Source organism: Erythrobacter sp. YT30 (assembly GCF_001542875.1).
GTDB lineage: Bacteria > Pseudomonadota > Alphaproteobacteria > Sphingomonadales > Sphingomonadaceae > Erythrobacter.
On sequence record NZ_LMAF01000002.1, the window covers coordinates 1497757 to 1516942 of the forward strand.

The 19186-nt window shown below is 54.3% G+C and carries 20 protein-coding genes and 2 tRNA genes; 14 read left to right on the forward strand and 8 right to left on the reverse strand.

Annotated elements, in window-relative coordinates; translation table 11 throughout:
- Window positions 1–17 precede the first annotated feature (17 nt).
- Window positions 18–1115, forward strand: coding sequence for a fatty acid desaturase (locus AUC45_RS11890; protein ID WP_067602764.1), 1098 nt, complete (start codon window positions 18–20; stop codon window positions 1113–1115).
- On the opposite strand, the gene AUC45_RS11895 is transcribed toward AUC45_RS11890, so the two are convergent.
- From AUC45_RS11895 to AUC45_RS11925, 7 genes are all read right to left on the reverse strand, one after another.
- Entirely contained in the window at window positions 1112–1630 is a 519-nt protein-coding gene (locus tag AUC45_RS11895) for a GNAT family N-acetyltransferase (protein ID WP_067602768.1), read from the reverse strand. The genes AUC45_RS11890 and AUC45_RS11895 overlap by 4 nt on opposite strands.
- Window positions 1627–2724 (reverse strand): LPS export ABC transporter permease LptG, encoded by a 1098-nt coding sequence (lptG, locus tag AUC45_RS11900; RefSeq protein WP_067602770.1) that lies wholly within the window; start codon window positions 2722–2724, stop codon window positions 1627–1629. Before lptG ends, AUC45_RS11895 begins: the two co-directional genes overlap by 4 nt.
- Window positions 2725–2739: 15 nt before the next feature.
- Entirely contained in the window at window positions 2740–3999 is a 1260-nt protein-coding gene (gene lptF / locus AUC45_RS11905; RefSeq protein WP_255356308.1) for an LPS export ABC transporter permease LptF, read from the reverse strand.
- 120 nt (window positions 4000–4119) lie between these two features.
- A complete protein-coding gene (locus AUC45_RS11910) occupies window positions 4120–4629 on the reverse strand; it encodes a DUF427 domain-containing protein (RefSeq protein WP_067602776.1) in 510 nt (169 codons plus the stop codon).
- Window positions 4626–4985 (reverse strand): ATP-dependent Clp protease adapter ClpS, encoded by a 360-nt coding sequence (clpS, locus tag AUC45_RS11915; RefSeq protein WP_067603882.1) that lies wholly within the window; start codon window positions 4983–4985, stop codon window positions 4626–4628. Before clpS ends, AUC45_RS11910 begins: the two co-directional genes overlap by 4 nt.
- A 322-nt stretch (window positions 4986–5307) precedes the next feature.
- A complete protein-coding gene (locus tag AUC45_RS11920; RefSeq protein ID WP_067602779.1) occupies window positions 5308–6147 on the reverse strand; it encodes a phasin family protein in 840 nt (279 codons plus the stop codon).
- Between the two features lie 150 nt (window positions 6148–6297).
- Window positions 6298–8256, reverse strand: a complete 1959-nt coding sequence (locus tag AUC45_RS11925) for an alpha/beta hydrolase (protein WP_067602781.1) — start codon at window positions 8254–8256, stop codon at window positions 6298–6300.
- Between the two features lie 159 nt (window positions 8257–8415).
- Here AUC45_RS11925 and AUC45_RS11930 point away from each other — a divergent pair, with 159 nt between their 5' ends.
- The 7 genes from AUC45_RS11930 (at window position 8416) to AUC45_RS11955 (ending at window position 13120) form a co-directional block, all read left to right on the forward strand.
- Complete coding sequence (locus AUC45_RS11930; RefSeq protein ID WP_067602785.1) at window positions 8416–9615, forward strand: LL-diaminopimelate aminotransferase; 1200 nt, start codon at window positions 8416–8418, stop codon at window positions 9613–9615.
- A gap of 152 nt (window positions 9616–9767) precedes the next feature.
- Window positions 9768–10364 carry a hypothetical protein gene (locus AUC45_RS11935; RefSeq protein WP_233998741.1) on the forward strand — a complete coding sequence of 199 codons (597 nt, stop codon included), beginning with the start codon at window positions 9768–9770 and terminating at the stop codon, window positions 10362–10364.
- Window positions 10365–10391: 27 nt separating this feature from the next.
- Window positions 10392–10739: a hypothetical protein gene (locus AUC45_RS11940; protein ID WP_233998743.1), complete on the forward strand. Its 348-nt coding sequence runs from the start codon at window positions 10392–10394 to the stop codon at window positions 10737–10739.
- Between the two features lie 12 nt (window positions 10740–10751).
- The gene (locus AUC45_RS11945; protein ID WP_067602791.1) at window positions 10752–11315 is read left to right on the forward strand and encodes a hypothetical protein; all 564 of its coding nucleotides are present in this window, start codon (window positions 10752–10754) and stop codon (window positions 11313–11315) included.
- 77 nt (window positions 11316–11392) lie between these two features.
- Entirely contained in the window at window positions 11393–11749 is a 357-nt protein-coding gene (locus tag AUC45_RS15595) for a JAB domain-containing protein (protein WP_197409561.1), read from the forward strand.
- Window positions 11746–12177, forward strand: a complete 432-nt coding sequence (locus AUC45_RS11950; protein WP_067602794.1) for a winged helix-turn-helix domain-containing protein — start codon at window positions 11746–11748, stop codon at window positions 12175–12177. Before AUC45_RS15595 ends, AUC45_RS11950 begins: the two co-directional genes overlap by 4 nt.
- Window positions 12178–12301: 124 nt before the next feature.
- Complete coding sequence (locus AUC45_RS11955) at window positions 12302–13120, forward strand: crotonase/enoyl-CoA hydratase family protein (RefSeq protein WP_067602801.1); 819 nt, start codon at window positions 12302–12304, stop codon at window positions 13118–13120.
- Window positions 13121–13129: 9 nt separating this feature from the next.
- Here AUC45_RS11955 and AUC45_RS11960 read toward each other — a convergent pair whose 3' ends face one another.
- Window positions 13130–13909: an acyl-CoA thioesterase II gene (locus AUC45_RS11960; protein ID WP_067602804.1), complete on the reverse strand. Its 780-nt coding sequence runs from the start codon at window positions 13907–13909 to the stop codon at window positions 13130–13132.
- Between the two features lie 155 nt (window positions 13910–14064).
- On the opposite strand from AUC45_RS11960, the gene AUC45_RS11965 reads away from it, so the two are divergent.
- The 6 genes from AUC45_RS11965 to AUC45_RS11990 all read left to right on the forward strand — a co-directional run bounded on the left by AUC45_RS11965 (window position 14065) and on the right by AUC45_RS11990 (window position 18978).
- Window positions 14065–14138, forward strand: a tRNA-Cys gene (locus tag AUC45_RS11965).
- Between the two features lie 21 nt (window positions 14139–14159).
- Window positions 14160–14235, forward strand: a tRNA-Thr gene (locus AUC45_RS11970).
- Window positions 14236–14399: 164 nt separating this feature from the next.
- Window positions 14400–15623 carry an integrase arm-type DNA-binding domain-containing protein gene (locus AUC45_RS11975; protein ID WP_067602807.1) on the forward strand — a complete coding sequence of 408 codons (1224 nt, stop codon included), beginning with the start codon at window positions 14400–14402 and terminating at the stop codon, window positions 15621–15623.
- Between the two features lie 240 nt (window positions 15624–15863).
- Window positions 15864–16844 (forward strand): hypothetical protein, encoded by a 981-nt coding sequence (locus tag AUC45_RS11980; protein WP_067602810.1) that lies wholly within the window; start codon window positions 15864–15866, stop codon window positions 16842–16844.
- Complete coding sequence (locus AUC45_RS11985) at window positions 16837–17925, forward strand: hypothetical protein (RefSeq protein ID WP_067602812.1); 1089 nt, start codon at window positions 16837–16839, stop codon at window positions 17923–17925. Before AUC45_RS11980 ends, AUC45_RS11985 begins: the two co-directional genes overlap by 8 nt.
- Before the next feature lie 99 nt (window positions 17926–18024).
- Window positions 18025–18978 (forward strand): DUF1837 domain-containing protein, encoded by a 954-nt coding sequence (locus AUC45_RS11990; RefSeq protein WP_067602815.1) that lies wholly within the window; start codon window positions 18025–18027, stop codon window positions 18976–18978.
- Window positions 18979–19186: the final 208 nt, after the last annotated feature.

Consider the following 19186-nt stretch of genomic DNA (forward strand, 5'->3'; position numbering starts at 1 on the left):
GCGCCGAGAACACAGTCATGACCATGCACACGCTTCATTCTTCGGCCACACCAAATGCGCGGGATCTACCGCGTGCAACGCGTGCCGATTTCCAGACCAACGATGACAAGGACATGCTGCGCGCAGCGCGCGATCTGACGAAGGACCTTGGCGACGCGCGCCCCGGTATTTACTGGCCCGACATGCTGATTTCAGCTGGGATCGGATATGCAGGGATTGCGGCTGCGATCTTGTCTACGAATATCGCTATTTCGATTTTTGCAGGGCTGGTGGCTGCGCTGGCGCTTTACCGCGCACTGATGTTCATCCACGAACTCACGCATATTCATAAGAATGCCTTGCCGGGCTTTCGAACAGGGTGGAATTTGCTCGTCGGAATCCCGTTGCTGACGCCCAGCTTCATGTACGAAGGCGTGCACGTGATCCACCACAAGCGCACGCAATACGGCACCATTGAGGATCCAGAATATCTCCCGCTTGCTCTGATGAAGCCGTGGAGTCTGCCTTTGTTTGTGCTTGTTGCACTTCTTGCGCCGATTGCACTGATTGTTCGCGCGGCTGTGCTCGTGCCATTGGGAGTGATTATTCCTTCGATCAGGAATTTTACGTGGCAGCGTTTTTCGTCGCTTTCAATCAATCCAGATTTCCGTCGCAAGCCGCCTGAAGGTGAATTCCGAAAGCGCGTAGCTTGGCAAGAAGCTGGCGTGTTCGTCTGGTCTTGGGCGCTCATTTTTAGCACTCAGGTGCTCGGCTGGCAGCCGCTGCTGACGGCGCTTATCATCCTGTCTCTTACCGCCACCTTGAACCAGCTTCGCACGCTGGTCGCCCACCTTTGGGAGAATGAGGGTGAGCCGATGACTGTGACAGCGCAGTTCCTCGACAGCGTAAATGTGCCCCCGCCGGGCCAGATTGCGGAAGTTTGGGCGCCGGTGGGTCTGCGCTATCACGCACTTCATCACCTGATGCCTTCCATGCCCTATCACGACCTACCAGAGGCGCATCGGCGCTTGAAAGAAGAGTTGGGCGACGGTTCAACCTATGACGGCGCAAACCATCCCGGAATGGCGAATTTGGTAGGCCGAATTGCCAAAAGCACTATGGGGACGAAAGGCTAGTCCAGAAAACAGATCATCGCGCAGCGACGATCTCTCGGCAGGCCAAATTCGACCGCCGCGTCTTGGCCTTTCGCCAGTCTGGGGTAAGCTTCCAGATCTTCGATAATCACAAATCCGTGGCGCTCATAAAATGGAGCGTTCCATGGGATGTCGCGATAGGTGTTCAGCGTGATAGCGCGGATCCCAGCGTTGCGGCAGTCGATTTTGAGAGCGCCCAGCAACGTTGCTCCGATCCTCTTGTTCTGAAATGCAGTCGCGACGCTGAGTTCGTGCAAATGCACTTCTCGTTCAATGCGGCGTGCAGCAGCGAAGCCGATCACTTCGTCCTCAGCGCATGCTGTGAGGCAATGGCGCTGTCGGATCATCTCGCGGTATTCATCGGCGCTCCGACTGGGCGGTACGGGAATGCCTTCAAGGCTTGGCTCGTTGATAAGGAGTTTCGCGGCGTCCTCTTCAACCCTGTGAAAGGCGTCAGCATCTTCCGGGCGCGCCAGGCGCAGGGACCAATCGGTCATTCCTCGGTCCGGATAAGGACAGTCTCACCCACCAGCAAGAACAAAAGGAACGGCGCCCATGCGGCGAGGAAAGGCGGGTATCCGCCGAAACTCCCCATGGCGAGAGCGGCATTGTCGACCACGAAGTAGGCAAATCCCAATGCCATCCCGATGATCGCGCGGACAAAAAGCTGGCCCGATCGCGCAAGACCAAAGGCGGCGATTGATCCCAACAGAGGCATCAGGAGCGCGGACAAAGGCCCCGCCAACCGGTGCCACCATTTCGCCCGCATTTCGGATGTGCGCCGCCCAACTGCTTCGAAGGCGTCGATCGTCTCACTAAGCTCAAAAAAGCTTAGCGCATCAGGATCGACCGATTGGAGATCAATCTGCTCAGGCGTAAGAAGCTCACCGACGACAAGGCTTTCGAGGCTTTCAGTTTTAGCGCTAGCCACATTGAAGCTGACAGGGTTGCTGAGACGCCAGCCGGGCCCTGCATAACTCGCTGTTTCTGCTCGCACCTGCTCGCTGATGATCCCACCGGGCATACGTGCATACCAAGTGACATTGCGCAGCCGGATATCTTCGTCTCTGCCTGCAAGCGAGGATGCTGTAAGAATATTCGTGCCATCGGTCAGATAGATATTCGCTCGCGTCCCGGATTCCTCGGGGATTGGGCCGTAATCGACCGCTTCCCAGACTTTAAGCGTCGCATTGGCGCGGGTAACGATCCGTTCGTTAAAAGCAAAGCTGACTGCAGCGATGAGAGCAGCGGTTAGCAGCAGTGGCGCAAGGATTTGGTGTGCGGAAAGTCCCGCAGCTTTCATCGCCACCACTTCGCTGTTCTGATTGAGCGTCACGAGCGCGATCAGGGTCGCCAACAGAACAGAATAGGGCAGGAACCGTGCAATCAGTTGCGGAATGCGAAGGCTCGCATATTTGAGGATTTCGGCCTGCCCATTACCCTCTGGCGCCAGAATATCGCCGGTATTGCCAAGCAGATCGAGCGCCATCAGCACCAGCACGAGCATCACCAAAACCGCCAGAATGCGGATGATGAACATCTTGGCGAGGTAAAGCGTCAGAGTGCGCGAAGGGAAAAAGTCGAGCTGCATCCAATGTGATCTGCGTTATTCGGCCGGGGCCATTTCCGCATCCATTACATCCGAATGACTTGTGGACTTTGGCTGTTGCCGTCCGAATAGTTTGCCAAGTTTCTTGGTCACTTTCGCGAACGCCGTTTCCAACGCGCCCAAAGGCTGGGCGCCGGGGACATAGGCGACGCGATAAAACATCCAGATGATGAGCGCTCCGAAGACAAAGAACGGCCCCCACAAGGCGACGATTGGATCGATCCTCCCAAGCGCCGCGATGTCTTCTCCGTATTGATTGATCTTGTGATAGGAGACCACCATCACGATTGAGACGAAGACGCCTAGCGCACTGGTTGATCGTTTGGGCGGTATCGCAAGCGCCACTGCGAGCAGCGGCATCAATAGCATCATCACCACTTCGACCATGCGGAAATTGAAAGTCGCCTGGCTTGCGTCTCGCTCTGCTTCGGTTCTTGTTGGGCTCCACCCAATCCTGAGCAACTCGGGTAAAATGTATTCGCGTGTTTCATCGCCGCGCGCGCGGAATTCTTCGATGGCTGGCAGATCAATGGGCAGATCGTGGCGGCTGAATGAAAGAACGCGCGGTGTCTTGCTGCCGGTATCCTGCACGATTGTCCCTTCGGAAAGGCGCAGGATGATTGTGTCGGGGCTGTCCTGAGTGGCGAGGAATGATCCCTCGCGCGCGCTGATAGAGAGCACCTGACCCTTGCTGTTGGCTACGCGCGCGAAAATACCCTGAAGGCGCTGGCCATCATCTTCGCTGCCTTCGATTCTGAGCGCCATTCGGTCGGCCAGAGTCGTGAACTCGCCCACCTTAATCGAAGCGCCTAATGCACCCGAACGCAGCTCATATTCCATCTGCTCGTAATAATATCGGCTGATCGGCTGGATATAGAATACCAGCGCGACATTGACGGCCACCAGCACGAGTGTGATGGCATAGGGAACGCGCAGGAGACGCCAATAAGAAAGCCCAACGGCGCGCATCACATCGAGTTCGCTAGACGTCGCAAGTTTGCGGAACGCAAGCAGCACGCCCAGCAGCAAACCCAAGGGAATGGCAAGGCTTGCATATTCGGGGATCAATGCACCCAGCATTTTGAAAACAACGCCGACGGGGCCGCCTTCAACCGCAACAAAATCGAACAGGCGCAGCATTTTGTCGAGCAGCAGCAGCGAAGCGGCAAGCGCAAAGATTCCGAGCATGGGAAACAGGACGAGCCGGAAAATATACCGGTCGAGACTGTTCAGCGGGCTCGATACTGTGCTGGACACTTTGGCGGCACCTCTTCAGGCGATTTGTTTCGACGTGCTTTCGCTCCGCCCCTAGCGCGAAATTAACGCTTCGTCATGCCCTGAAACGGCGGAATACACCTCGCCGCCTTAGCCATTGATTTACCAGAAACGACTTCCTGGAATGCCTTTGAATGGGCCGGCTTCATATTGGCTGATCCAGCCGCCATAAAACTGGCCCGGCTGCGGCGTTATTTGTTCGCCATCGACGAGACACTGATCGAGCGGATCTGGATAGAAGGCGAGGTGATCGCGTATCCCTTCAAAACTGGGCGTGGGGTCGGGATATGTCCATGCGACTGCGTCCAATCTCTCGTCTTCAATCACGCAGTCGAAATAGTGTGCTTGTCCCTTCCATTCGCACATCGTCCGGCGCGGATTGGGCTTCAGGAAATCCATCGCGATATCATCGCGCGGAATGTAATAGGTGGGAGGATGCGAAGTTTCGAGCGTGCGCCACGCATTGCGGCTGTCGACCAATTGGACCCCGTGATGGATAATCTGGATACGGCGTGTCGTGGGCTCGCAGATTGCAGGGCGGGGATAATCCCAGACGCTTTCCTGTCCTGGTTTTACCGGATCTGGCGTGGGATGGCCGCTAAAAAGGCTCACGCTTTTTCAAGCGTGCATTGCAGCGGATGCTGATTTTTGCGCGCGAAGTCCATAACCTGGTTCACTTTGGTTTCGGCGACTTCATATGGGAAGATACCGCACACGCCGACGCCTTTTTGGTGGACGTGCAGCATGACCCGCGTCGCCTGTTCCAGATCCATGTTGAAGAACCGCTTCAGGACCATCACGACGAACTCCATCGGCGTGTAATCGTCGTTTAGAAGCAGCACTTTGTATTGGCTGGGTTTCTTCGGCTTGGTGCGGGTCTTGGTCGCGATGCCGACTTCATTATCTGAATCGCCATCGCCGCTCTTATCATCATCGTCGCCTGCAGCAGTCGAGTCGACATTGCCTATCCAATGCGCAGCCTCTTGAAGGCTGAACAGTTCGTTTGCAGACGGGAAAGAGGGAAGAGGGCGACTCATTGATCCTCCATTATGGGATTAGCTGGCCTGATCGCAAGATGTGTGAGGGATGATAACGGCTCGACGGTTCAAATGGTCCCGGCTTTGGGCCATTGTTCGTGAAGCTGGAATGCCTGGCCGGGCAAATCCACCAGACAAAAGTAAGGGCCGGACTGATCCTGAAAGATCAATCCGGCCCTGCGCTCATTGGCGCGTTTTCATAAACCGGGTTTGGGAGAGAGGAGAGAGGCCCGGTTCAGAAACTCTTTTTCGCTTAAGCAGCTTTCGAGATTTTCTCGGCAGCAACGCTCACGCGGTTCGAGATTGGTGCGAAAGCATCGTTGTAGAGCTTGACCCATGCTTCGGTGCGCTGCGAACCGAAAGAAACGACAGCGTCGAAGTTGCGACGAGCGAGTTCGCCCTGAAGCTGCATAAGTTCGGTCGGCGACTTAACAGCAGCCATTTTCTTGGCGTCTTCAGTGACGGTCTCAACGACGTTCTTGCCGGTTTCGACGTTGTCTTTCACCAGCTCTTGTGCGCCGGCGAAGAAGATCTTGCCGCTTTCGACCATTGCGTCGACGTTGGCTTTGTTGAATTCGCCCAGCTCGCCAGCGAGTTCGCCGGTTTTCGCGTAAGCAGTCTTCACACGCTCTTGAACGTCAGCAGCCATTTCCTTGGCTTGTGCGGTGATGTCGGTTTTTTCTGCAGTTGCCATGATGGTATCCTTAATTTTTGAGACGGTGGTCTTGGTTGTTGTCTTGGTGGCCGATTTTGGTGCAGCCTTCTTGGCAGCAACCGGGGTTTTCTTTGCGGCAGGCTTCTTACGAGCAGCCGGTGTCTTTTTGGCCGGAGTTTTCTTCGCAGTTGCGGTTTTGGCAGCCGTTTTCTTGGCGGGAGCCTTTTTCGCAGCTGGCTTGCGGGCGGTGGCAGTTTTCTTCTGAGGCGCAGAAACTGCCTTCTTCACAGTCTTGGCGCTTGCAGTTGCCTTAGGCGCATCGGCTTCGACAGCGTCAGCAACCTTGGCCGCACTCGCAGTTGAACTTTTCGTTGCCGCTTCTTCGTATGCTTTTTCAGCCGCGGCATCGATTTTCGATTTGGTGTTGGCTTCTGCCATGTCATCCTCGCTTTATGTTGCACTGCACAAAATAGCGATTGCGACTGCGAAGTCAAGCATTTTTGTGCAGTGCACAATAAATTGCTAAGGAGCTGAATTTATTGATGTAGGAGAGTTTTGCGAAGCCCACCACGCATGTGCTTTGCAAATTTAACGTGCCTTCACATATCGTCCAGGCGCATCCTCGATGACTTTATCACCGCGTCCACCCGGCTTGCGCTTTCCGGTCGCTGGCACTTTCTTCGGCGCTTGCGCATCGAGCCATTCCATCCAATGCGGCCACCAACTACCCGGATGTTCCTCCGCGCTTTCAACAAACGCCTCAAGTGAAGGGGCTTTGCTGTCGCCCAGCCAATACTGATACTTGCCAGCAGCCGGAGGGTTCACGACGCCCGCGATATGGCCCGATCCTGCAAGCAGGAACTCAAGCGGCCCTTTGAAGTGATCGGTGATCCGCCAAACGCTTTCGGCAGGAGCGATATGATCTTCGCGCCCCGCTTGCACAAAGGTAGGTGTTTCGACCTGCGTCAGATCGATCGGAGTTCCATCAGCTTCCAATGCGTCGGGCACTACCAGCTTATTGTCACGATAGAGGTCACGCAGATAGTCATTGTGCCACTTCGAAGGGAGGTTGGTGACGTCCCCATTCCAGTGAAGGAGGTCAAAAGCGGGATAATCCTCGCCCAGCAGATAATTGTTGACGACGTAGTTCCAGATCAGGTCCTTGCCGCGTAGCGCATTGAATGTCGCCGCGAGATACCGCCCATCGATGTACCCCTGACCGCCGAGACTGCCGAGCATCTCCAACTGCGCATCATCGATAAAGTGTTTGAGGTCGCCGCTTTTCTCAAAATCCACCTGAGCGGTGAAAAAGGTCGCACTCTTAACCCGGTCCGCTTCTCCTCGCCGGGCCAGAATTGCGAGTGTTGCAGCTAAAGTGGTGCCTGCCACACAGTACCCGATTGTGTGAACGTGCGGCACTGACAAGCGATCACGTACCTCGTCGATCGCCTCGATCTGGCTGCGGATGTAGTCGTCCCACACAACATCCTTCAGGCTCTCGTCGGCTGATCTCCAACTGACAACAAAAACGCTGATGCCTTGATCGACGGCCCATTTGATGAAGCTCTTCTTCTCAGTGAGGTCGAGGATGTAGAATCGATTGATCCAAGGTGGGAAGATGACCAGCGGGACTTCATAAACATCCTTGGTCGAAGGGTTGTACTGGATCAGCTGATACAACTCTGTTTCGAAAACCACTTTGCCCGGTGTCGACGCAAGATTCTCGCCTAGAGTAAAAGCGTCCGGATCCGTGTGGGTGAGCTGACCGCGCTTCAGATCGGTGATCAAATGCTCCATACCACGCACGAGGTTTTGTCCGCGCGTCTCCACAGTGCGTTTCATTACGACCGGATTGGTGAGCATGAAGTTGGCAGGGCTCATGGCTTCCGACAGCGCGCCAATCGCAAATTCCAATTGCTGCCGTTTCATCGGGTCGAGCCCGCCCATGGATTTCACCGATTGCTGAAAATACTCGGCCAGCATCAAATAGGTTTGATGGAGCAGTGCAAACGCAGGCAGATCACGCCACGCTGGATCAGCAAAGCGCCGATCCTTGTGAGGAAATTCGAGGGCGGGCAATTCCTCCGCCCCCTTTTCGGAAAGGTCCTGCCCTGTCATTCGCTCAAAGACGCCTTGCCACAATTGCAGCGTGTCCTGCGTCAACTTTGATTGTGCTTCAAGCAGACCCTTTGGCATTTGCTTCAGCATGCTCTGCGAAATCATCAGCCACTGCGCCGGGTCCAGAAGACCAGAAGAGTTCGGCGCTTTCGAAGCTGATTGAGAGGCTTGATGCGAAACGAATTCGAGCCACATCTTCTGCAACTGGGCACTTGCCTTTGCCCATTCCCCCAAGTCGCCCAGGCTTAAGCCTTCGGGCAAAGCATGAGGCAGATTTATCGCGCTTGAATCTCCGGCGCCAAGTGATGGCGACATGGCCGAAGCCAGCATCTCGCGCATTGCGCCGCCCTGCATGTCGAAAAATGCCTTGAATGGTTCGCTCTGAAGAAATTCTGCCGCAGCACTTTCTGTGGAGTTCTTGGAAGCCATAGCAAAATCAATCCTTCAAATTTCTAGCCATTCCGAGTCCCAGGATCCGGCTATCCGGGGAACCTTAGCGAAAACGCCTTCCAAGTTCGACCGATTATGGCCTAAACAATGATTACGTCTGCTGTCATTTTGATTGCTCAGATGTGGGTAGGGTACGCAATGAACGACCAATTCTATCGCATGAAGCGCCTTCCGCCGTACGTCATCGCGGAAGTGAACGCCATGCGTCACGCTGCTCGCCAGAGTGGTGATGATATCATTGATCTGGGCATGGGCAATCCTGATCAGCCGCCTCCGCAACATGTCATAGACAAGCTGTGCGAAGTGGCAGCGAAGCCCGATGCGCACGGATATTCGCAGTCCAAAGGCATTCCTGGGCTTCGGCGAGCGCAGGCTAACTACTATCAAAGGCGCTTCGGGGTTGATCTTGATCCTGAGACAGAAGTTGTCGTCACTATGGGCTCGAAAGAGGGGCTTGCAAGCCTTGCGACGGCGATTACTGCGCCGGGAGATTGCGTGCTTGCGCCAAACCCGTCGTACCCGATCCACACTTTTGGCTTTATTATAGCAGGCGCCACCATTCGGTCGGTACCCACAACACCGGACGAGGATTATTGGCGCTCGCTCGAAAGTGCGATGAATTTCACTGTGCCACGGCCAAGTGTTCTCGTCGTGAGCTATCCATCCAATCCCACTGCCGAAACCGTCGATCTGGCTTTCTATGAGAGGCTGGTCGACTGGGCACGAGATAACGAGGTCTGGGTGCTATCAGATCTCGCTTATTCTGAACTCTATTATGGCGATGATCCCACGCCGTCCATTCTTCAGGTTAAGGGGGCAAAGGACGTTGCAGTGGAGTTTACCAGCATGAGCAAAACCTATTCAATGGCGGGCTGGCGGATGGGCTTTGCGGTTGGCAATCGGCAATTGATTGCGGCGCTAACGCGGGTGAAGTCTTATTTGGATTATGGAGCGTTCACTCCCATTCAGGCGGCAGCATGCGCGGCCTTGAATGGGCCACAGGACATCGTTGAAGAGAACCGATCACTGTATCGAAAACGCCGCGATGTGATGGTCGAATCGTTTGGACGAGCGGGTTGGGAAATCCCGCCGCCGTCCGCATCCATGTTTGCCTGGGCCCCCTTGCCGCCTGCATTGTCAGACATGGGAAGCCTTGAATTCTCTAAAGAATTACTGACCGAAGCAAAAGTCGCTGTGGCGCCAGGCGTTGGATATGGAGAAGAAGGCGAAGGATATGTTCGCATCGCCATGGTTGAAAACGAGCAGAGGCTGCGACAGGCTGCGCGCAATATTAAGCGCTATCTCACATCAAAGGGCATCAATGCCCCAGCAAGCTAGTATTGAATTCAAGCATTTACGATTTTTTTGCCAAAGAACTGGAGCGATTTGTAAGATAGACCATTCAGATAGTAAGGCGGATCAGTCGGGTTAAGGAGGCCGGGATGCCACCGAAATCGTCGAAACCGCTGACTGATCGACAGCACGCTGTGATGGTGCGCATTGATCGTCGGGTTCCGATCAAAGTTATAGCTCAGGATCTCGGTGTATCCGAGACCCGGATCAATCAGCATATCCGGGCCCTGAAAGACATTTATGATGCCGGCAGCCTTGGCGACCTGGTCGAAAAGTATCGCGCCACACTTCCAGATCCCATGTCTGATCCTAGAGAAGCGCAGGCTGAGGACGGGCGGGGTGAAGCAAACTCTGCGATCCCCTTACCGAATTCTGAAGACGTTACGAAAATACCCGAGGTGGCAGGGTTAAGCGAACCTGCATACAGCAAAAATCAGGTCCCAATCCCAGCAGAAGTCAGCGAGTCCTTTCTACGGGACGACCGCGGCAACCTGACGATAAACGATGTTATGCCGATGGTTGAACAGGCGCCTTGGTTGCGACCTGGAGAACCAAAAGTCGTCCCCGGAGTGCTCGATGGTGAACACGCCGCCTTGTTTCGATTTGGAGCGATCATTGTGATCGCTTTTGGGTTCTTAGCTGCAGTGGTTTTGATGGCGACCGCAGCGATTACAATAAGCGAAGCACTGGACGGCAAGGCATCAATCTCCGTGGACACACAAGGCCAAGCCTGACGAGCGAGGCGGCCGTGGAGACCACCAATGACCGAACGCATGACCGCTGACGCCTACAACATCAAAAAACTTATGCGCGAAGCGGAAGCTCTCGCCGATGAATCCATGATCGCTTTTGCCCGCTTGAAGCAGGCCATGATTTCTGCACGTCAAAACCCAGAAGTGGAGGTTGACGTTGGCCAGCGCGCTCTGATGCGCCTCAATCAAGCTGAAGACCAGGCGCTTTCAATGTCGACCAACCTTTTGCGGGTTCATGATGAGCTTAGCAAAGTCGCCCGCGAAAAAATGGCTGGCGATAAAAACGTGCCAACAGATGTCGAGCGCGCAAGCATTGTCGAGGATGCAGCTACACCCGAACTGAGCCACGTGAGCTGATGCCAGAGCGTCATGCTTGAACTAGTTTTCTCGGACTACCGCCCTTTTATTCAGGACGCGGTTGCAATCATTCTGATTGTAGCCGCCCTGATCTGGGGAGGTGGTCCCGAGAGGATCTTTGCGCTCACGTGGTTGGTCTTTTTTGAACTGCTTGACCTATTGTATCAGGCAACAGGGGGCGGCTTCTTTCAATCCGGCGATATCGAATTTTATATTGCTGCGACCGATCTTTTTGCCGGCCTTATCTGGATCACTTGCGCTCTGTTTGCGAACCGCAATTACATGCTGTGGATAGCTGCCATGCAATTGCTCGCAATGACAGCTCATGTCGCACGCGGTCTTGTCGAGGCCATTTCTCCCATCGCCTATGCCGTTATGGTGATTGCCCCTGGCTGGCTGCAACTACTGTTCTTCGGCATTGGCCTTGCCCGCCATATTCAGCGCAAGCGAAAGTATGGGCCCTACAGGGACTGGCGCATATCTCGCCAATGGTCTCTCGCCTCTCAAAACACCGGAAAAAAGTGGACACTCATCAGGATATTGGGACACGATTTCTTCACTGAGAGGAAAAATTGATGATCTCAAAACTTAGACACGAGCAGTCATCTACGAGTGCTGCAAAAAACTGCACAAGCGAAACGCGTCTACGATTGATGATTGATTACATGAGGTCGCGTGTATTCTCAAGCTGCGATACGAGTGAAAGACTTCACGCTGTCTTTTTGGGTAAAAATCGATGCTTTCTTGGCGAAATCACCTTTGAGGGCAAAAATTCTTCAGAACTTTCTTTACGAATGCGTGATTTATTCTCTAAAGCACTAAATGTGGAAACTAAGGTAATGATCATCGCGCACAATCATCCATCGGGTGACTGCAGGCCAAGTGCGATGGACATCCAGGTAACTTCGCGGATCGCTGCGCTATCAGAAGCGCTGGACATCGAGTTGGCTGACCACCTGATTTTTACACGCACTGCAGTTTATTCGATGCGCGCAGGGGGGGATCTATGACATCGACACCAGCTTACAATTTGTTTCCAGACAGCGACACGCTTATTCCCAGGTTCCGTGAGGCGGGCGATGTTACGCTCGATCTATTTCATAGGGATGGCCGAGTGGAGGATCGTTGGCTTGGTCTACACCCCCGTGAATTCGAACTTCTATGGAGGCTATCCGAGGAGCCAGGCGTCGCCTTTTCAAAGCAGCAGCTTCTTGCCGACGTGTGGCGCATCGCATTCGAGCCGAAGACAAACAGCGTCGCTGTCCATGTTGCGCGTGTAAGAGCAAAGCTTGAACCTTATGGACTGTCGCACATCCTCGCGACGCATAAGGAAAAGGGATACTTTCTCGACGTACCGCCCGGTCCGAGCAATTTTGCTAAAGATACAGGCAAAGATGCGGATGATTGCAGCGATTTGGGCGAAAGCCAGTCAGGTTGACGTTACGGCGGGCGAGTGTTCGCAAAATGAGCAGCTTTGAGTAAGCGGGTGCGGCTGGACAGTCGCGCTGAGAAGAGTCACACTTGTGCCACTGGATTTGATTCAAGGCACGGGACATTCAAAAATGGCTGTTACTCTCGAAAAACCCGTCAGCGATCGCGTTTCAATTGAATTGGACGAGAGCGGTGTCGCGCAGGTCAGGCTAACGCGCGCGGAAAAAATGAATGCGCTCGACCCTGAAATGTTCACTGCGATCATTGAGGCAGGGAGCTACCTTTACAGACTGGAAGGCCTGCGCGCGGTGGTGCTATCAGGTGAGGGGCGAGCCTTTTGTGCCGGTCTTGATACAGCGAGTTTCACTCGCACGCCATCACCCGATGAGCCTGAACTGACAGAGCGCACTTACGGCAATGCCAATAAGTTTCAACAGGTGGCCATGACCTGGCGCAAGTTGCCGGTTCCCGTGGTCGCGGCACTGCATGGAGTGTGCTTCGGGGGCGGACTTCAGATCGCGAGCGGAGCCGATATACGCATTGCCCACCCAGAAACCCGCATGGCGATCATGGAGCTTAAATGGGGTCTGGTCCCTGATATGGGCGGTTATGCTCTGTGGCGCGGCCTCGTGCGTGATGATGTGCTGCGTGAGCTCATCTACACTAATCGCGAATTCAATGGGGAAGAAGCGCAAGGTTTTGGCCTCGCCACCCATGTCGATACAAACCCGCTGGCCCGAGCGACCGAGATTGCAACCGAAATAGCGAACCGCAACCCGCATGCTATTCGCGCAGCGAAACGCCTCCAGGCAAGCATGATGGAACGTGATACAGATGCTATCCTGCTGGAAGAGAGTATCGAACAGCATGGCATTATGCGCACGGCAAATCAGGTCGAGGCGGTCATGGCAGGAATGCAAAAGCGCAAACCGAAGTTCGCCGATGTCTAAGGGTTCGCGCTAACCGAAGACTGCAACGCATTGAAGCCCATCTAGAACCTGTCGGCCTTCGCTATCCCACATGCGCAGTCTTTCGGACGAATAACCGGAGTCAGCATGCTGGCTGGCATTCTCTGCCAGATACCACCCATCTTCTGATTGCGTGTTCGGATCGAGGACATTGAACGACCAATTGATCGAACTGATCGGTCCCATGCGCTGCATAATCCGCATCGCCCCTGGCGGCATGACATCACCCATCAGGACAAGCTTGCTGACTGGATCCAGATCGTGATCCTCTGTTAGCCGAGCCCAGCGCCTGATCGTGGCGCCGTGATCAGCGTCTTTTGCCTGCCCAAATCGGATTTCGAAATTGTTCTGAATGAAGCTTGGTCCCTGACCCTTCATGGTCACCTCGTTATCCGATGGTGAACCCGGCCAGCCAGGGAGCGGCTCAGCCGCGCGAACTGCATTGGCCTCACGTTCTGCCGCAAACAGCCAGAAAGCGGTCAACGCTACGCCCTTCTCGTTCCGTATCTCGCTACGAACCTGAGTGACATTGCGCCCCTGCCTCACGATTTCAGCTGAAAGCTCAATCTGCTCACCCACTGGCGCCACAAACCCGATTTGGGCAGCGCGCAGAGGCGGCAAATCAGGAAATGCTCGCTGAGCCATTGTAAAAGCGATTAGCGCCGATGCGCCGCCGTAGAGCGTGCGCCCCTGCATCCAGTCATTCGCTTGGCTGAGGGTGGCCGGACCGGGCTTTCCGGTGATGGGTTCGAGCAGGCTGGAAATAGTCATGGCGCCTCTTTGCATTGGGCATAGCCCGCGGTCCAGATTGACCTTGCGGAAGGTCGCGAAATGAATAGGCGTGCTCAGAGCGCATGAGGAGGATTGTTTTTGCCGCCGCGAATCGCTAGTGCGCGCGCTCGCCTCCTCTTGAAGGAGTGCGGCTCGGCCCGATGGCGGAGTGGTGACGCAGCGGATTGCAAATCCGTGTACGCCGGTTCGATTCCGGCTCGGGCCTCCACCTTCTCAGCAATGAGAATGTGCCGCTTTAGCTCAGTTGGTAGAGCACATCATTCGTAATGATGGGGTCACGTGTTCGAGTCACGTAAGCGGCACCAGAGCTTTCTCCCAAATCGTCCCGAAACCGTTGATTTTCAGCGGTTTTTGGGGTATTTGTAACTTTCTGATGTTCCCGCTTTGTCCCGCGTCATGCCCCCACGTCTATCACCATTTGGGGGCATGAAAGGGGGCATAAAGCCAGCCAGAAAGGTCATGCCCCCAAATGCCGATTTTAGCGCAAGAAATCCGTAGGTTACGCCCGAAAAGCGTGTCATTTCGGAAAACCGACTCAAAAGGCCTCTATTTGGAGGTGTTTCCGAACGGCTCGAAGCTCTGGCGATACAAGTTTCGCATAGCCGGAAGGGAAAAGCGGATGGCTCTGGGAGCATGGCCAGATATCTCCCTCGCCGATGCGCGCAAGCGGAGGGATGTGGCAAGGCTCAAGGTTCTCGACGGAATCGACCCCACGCTGGAGCGCAAGCGGAAGAAGCGATTGGCGCGCATGAACGCCGGAAACAGCTTCAAGAGCGTCGCCGAGGATTTCATCAAAGTGCGCATGGAAGACAGCGGGAAGGCGGAATCGACCATCCGTAAAGCGCGCTGGTATGTCTCGCTACTTGAACCCGACATCGGGCGGCGCCCGATCAATGATATCGAGCCGGTCGAGGTCCTCGAAAGCCTCAAGAAGATCGAGCGCAGAGGGCACCGTGAAAGCGCCAACCGGACCCGCGCATTGGCCAGTAGGGTGTTCCGGCACGGGATCGCCTGTTCGCTCTGCAAGAGCGATCCTGCAGCCCATCTGGGCGATGCCTTGGCAACCCCCATCGTGACCCATCGCGCAGCCATCCTGGACCCCGACAAGTTCGGTCAGCTCCTACGCGATATCGACGAATTCACGGGCACGCCGCTGGTGCGTATTGCCATGCAGATATTACCTCACATCATGACCCGTCCGGGTGAGATGCGAATGGGGCAATGGTCCGAGATCGACTGGGGTCAGCGGATCTGGAACATTCCCGCCGAGCGGACCAAGCTGCGTCGCCTCCACGCGGTGCCTCTGTCCGACCAAGTGATGCTCCTGCTACGCGAGCTGCACTGTCACACGGGCGGCTTCGAGAAGATGTTCCCCGCCCAGCAATCGCATCTGAAATACATGAGCGACAACTCGATCAACCAGGCAATGCGCCGTATGGGCTACGGCCCCGACGTGGTGACCGCGCACGGCTTTAGGTCGACCGCATCCACCTTCCTCAACGAAAGCGGGAAGTGGCACCCTGACGCCATCGAAAGGTCACTCGCGCACGGTGACAGCAACGCGATCAGGGGCATCTACAATCGCGGCAACTATTGGGACGAGCGTGTGCAGATGGCCCAATGGTGGAGCGACTATCTGGACGATTTGAAGGCGGGTGCGAAGGTGTTGCCGTTTCTTGCGGCAAGGCAATAGCGACATCCGCGCGACCTAAATTCTTCGACTTAGCAACAGTCAACGTGGTCATGTCCTATGCGGGGCGCATCCGAGTAATGGCGCTTTTTGAACCCTTACCTGACGGCCCGCATTGAGATGCGTCGACTCCATTCCGCGACCTTTGTACCGATTGCATTCCCTTGACTTTCCTAGGCCTTTTGGAAGAGTACCGTACTTGCTATACCTGAGGCCTACTCATAGATGAGGCCGGAATAAAACATGACAATCGATGAACTAAAGAACGTTATTCGTACCGTAGTTCTCGCACAAGGGAACGATTTCATCAAAGAACTACTCCGGCAGCATCAAATCAAAATCGGGACTACGAAACGAGATTTTGCAAACAACCTCATGGAAGCGGTTGAAAACGGGGCCCTAACTGAGGAGATCATCGAAGACTGGCTGGCCGAGGTTGAAGGTTGGGGGAACCAGCATCTCTATGTCTTTGCTAGCCCGACTATACCGATTGAAACAGTTCCGGCGACCATAAGAGCGACCCAGTTTGCTGAGTTGTTAGAAGCGCCACAAAGTTACGAGTTTCCAGATGATTATTCACTGTCCGGCATCGATCTCGATGAGCAAGGCGTGTCCCTTATTTGGCACATCGGAAAGCAATCATGGCCTCGCGCGAGAGCTCGCGACTTTGAACGAGAGATCGATGGCGACCTCTTTCGGTTCGATGCCTACCGGCTCATGCGCGAGAGGAGCGTTGTCCGCTTCATCTGGCGCTTCGATGAAGATCACTGCGTAGTTCTAATCCATAGAAACAAGGATATCGATCATGTCGAAGCCAAAGCAGTGGTCTGGCAGGCGCTTCGAGAGATTGGACTTTGCGATGCACCTAGGCCGATTATCTCTCTTTCCGAAGCGGTTAAGACTGCCAGCCGCCAAGATGGAACGAGGCAAACTCGGATGGAAGTTGACGATGGATATGTCGAACTCAAGTCAACCAGTGCCGAAGGTGGAATCAACCAAGTCGAGGCTGTTCGACAAGCCCGTCGAGCTGTGAACGATGAAGCTTTCACGCGAGCTCAGGGTAGGTTCGCAGTGCGACAAAACGATGACCAGGTCCAACCGGTCTCAGTAGAAGTCGCCGGGGAAGAAGGACGCATCCGCATATGGGCACAATGCAAACGGGAATTTGTGCACTTCGTCATTGATCGCTTCATCCGGTTGAACACAGCTCCAGCAAATGACTAAAGCCGAAGACTGGCTCTATGAGATAAAGGGTCGTCAACAAAACGGCACCGAGCTCGAATTCTCGGCCCAGCAGTTTGCGGCAGTGAGAGGTGAGCCGTGGCCTAACCAACCTCTGGTCGATTTTCTTGAAAGCCAAGTTGTCGATGGTTTGATGAGGCGGATCGATCATCTTCTCTGCCCGAACCACCAGTGCGGCGAGACCATCGACGACGGTATGTTGGCAGCGGGTGAATGCGCAAATTGCAACTTTGAGTTCGCTCTTGAGGACGAGGAGCCAATCGTCTCCACCCGATACCGCATTGTTGGGAAACCAAGCAGAGACATCCCATGGATGATTGTAGTTCATGGCTTCAACACACGAGGAACATGGCAGGAAGACCTTAGTTGGCTTATCGCCAATAAGCTTCGTTATGCGGCTCCGATTTTGATCTACAAGTACGGCTGGGCAACAATCGACGTGCTTTCGCGCCCGTTACAAAAACGTCAAATCAAATCATTCGGGCGCAGAATGAGGAAGGCGATTGACTATGCAAGAGCCAGAGGCCTTGTCGAAAGGCCAGATATAATCGCACATAGTTTTGGCACGCATCTCTTCACACAGGTTTTGAGAGACCCGGAGTTCGAGGACCTTAAGTTTGGACGAGTGATTACCGTTGGCAGCATCGTTAGACCGGATTTCGATTGGGCCTCGCTGGCAGAGAATGATCGCGTCGGAGCCGTCCTCAATCATATGGGTGGCAGAGACATGCCGGTGCTGTTCGCCCAATTCATGATTCCTGGGACGGGACCTGGAGCACGTATTGGTTATCTAGATGAGTATGCGGTCAATCACTTGGACCCTGCGTTTGATCACTCAGAGGCCTTGCGTTCTACACGACTTCAAGAACAATTGAGGGAAGGTGGGCTGTGGGAACGATTTCTCACTCAACCCGAAGGAAACTTCGCCTCGGATAACAAGCACACCCAAACTCAATGGAAGGCAGCTTGGATTGGGCTGCGAGCGGTAGCTCGCTTGATTGGATGGGGGATAATAATTGTCTTTGGCCCATTTTCCTACATCAGACGAAAGTTCGATCCGTGATAGCGCGTCCCTATTTTTGCGTGCACCTCAGAACCACGGAGTAGACCAACCTCAGGTCGCCGTACAAGTAACTACCCCTTAAAGTCGCGGAGACCAGTATTGTCGACGATCTCACCAGATGACCTGCAAGAGATTATCGCGGGCGATCCCGAAGAATTGGATGTACATCTGAGCCTGATCGAAAAGGATTTGACTGTTGATAGCTGCAGTGTGCGCATTCATTGTCATTGCCTGAATATTGATGGAAACGGGCGGGTCAACCCCAAGCGACTTGCAGAATTCCTTCGCAACGCGATTGCCGACTACGCAATACCCAAGAGTCGAATGCAAGCAGCACGTGAGCGTGACGCGAAGTTCAAATCTTCAAGCGCCACAACCGCTCTTCACCACGAAGCTGTCTCGACTTTCACCGATCTCTCCAAGACTGGAGAAGGTGGAGAAATGCTCCTCTACATCCTAGCAGAGCGCTTCTTGGGATTGCCTCAAGTCCTTTGCAAAATGGACTTAAAGACAGATTCTCGCATGCACTATCATGGAGCTGATGGAGTTTACGCGAGTGTTTCGAACGAAGGTTTATTGAAGCTCTTTTGGGGAGAATCGAAAGTATATGGCGACCCGGCGACCGCTATTCGAGACTGCCTGAATTCTCTTGCCCCATTTTTGCTGGAAGAAGACCATGAAGGTTCATCTCGCGAGCGCGATTTGGTCCTCCTTAGCGACAAGGCTGATCTGAATGATCCCGAATTGACAGCAGCCTTCAGGAAATACTTCGACAAGACTTCTACTCAATCAAACCGAGTTGAATACTGCGGTGTGGCGCTCGTCGGATTCGATGCTGACTTTTACCCTGGAAAAGACGAAAAGGGAGTAGCTGAAGACATTGCTAAAGCAGCGAAAGCTGAGATGACGAAACGACTCGGAAATGTTTCCAAGCGGATTCTTGAGGAGAAGCTGCAACATTTCGATATTCAGTTCCTTTGCGTGCCGATGCCGTCAGCTGAAGGTTTTCGTGCGAGTTTCCTAGAAGCTTTGGGTCTGAAGCATGAAGAGTGAGGAGCTATTTGACTGGCTGATCGATGAGGCTCTTTCGAGTGAGATCGAAGCGGTTACCCAGATCACGGTGGCATTAGAGATCGACAACATCACTGAAGTTGACCGGGAAGAAGATGGCGAGCGGACCTTCGATTGGAATCGCCTGCTCCTAGCCGCAAGCATTTTGGCCAAGTCTCAAACGCGGAAACACCAGGAAGCGGCTCTGCGC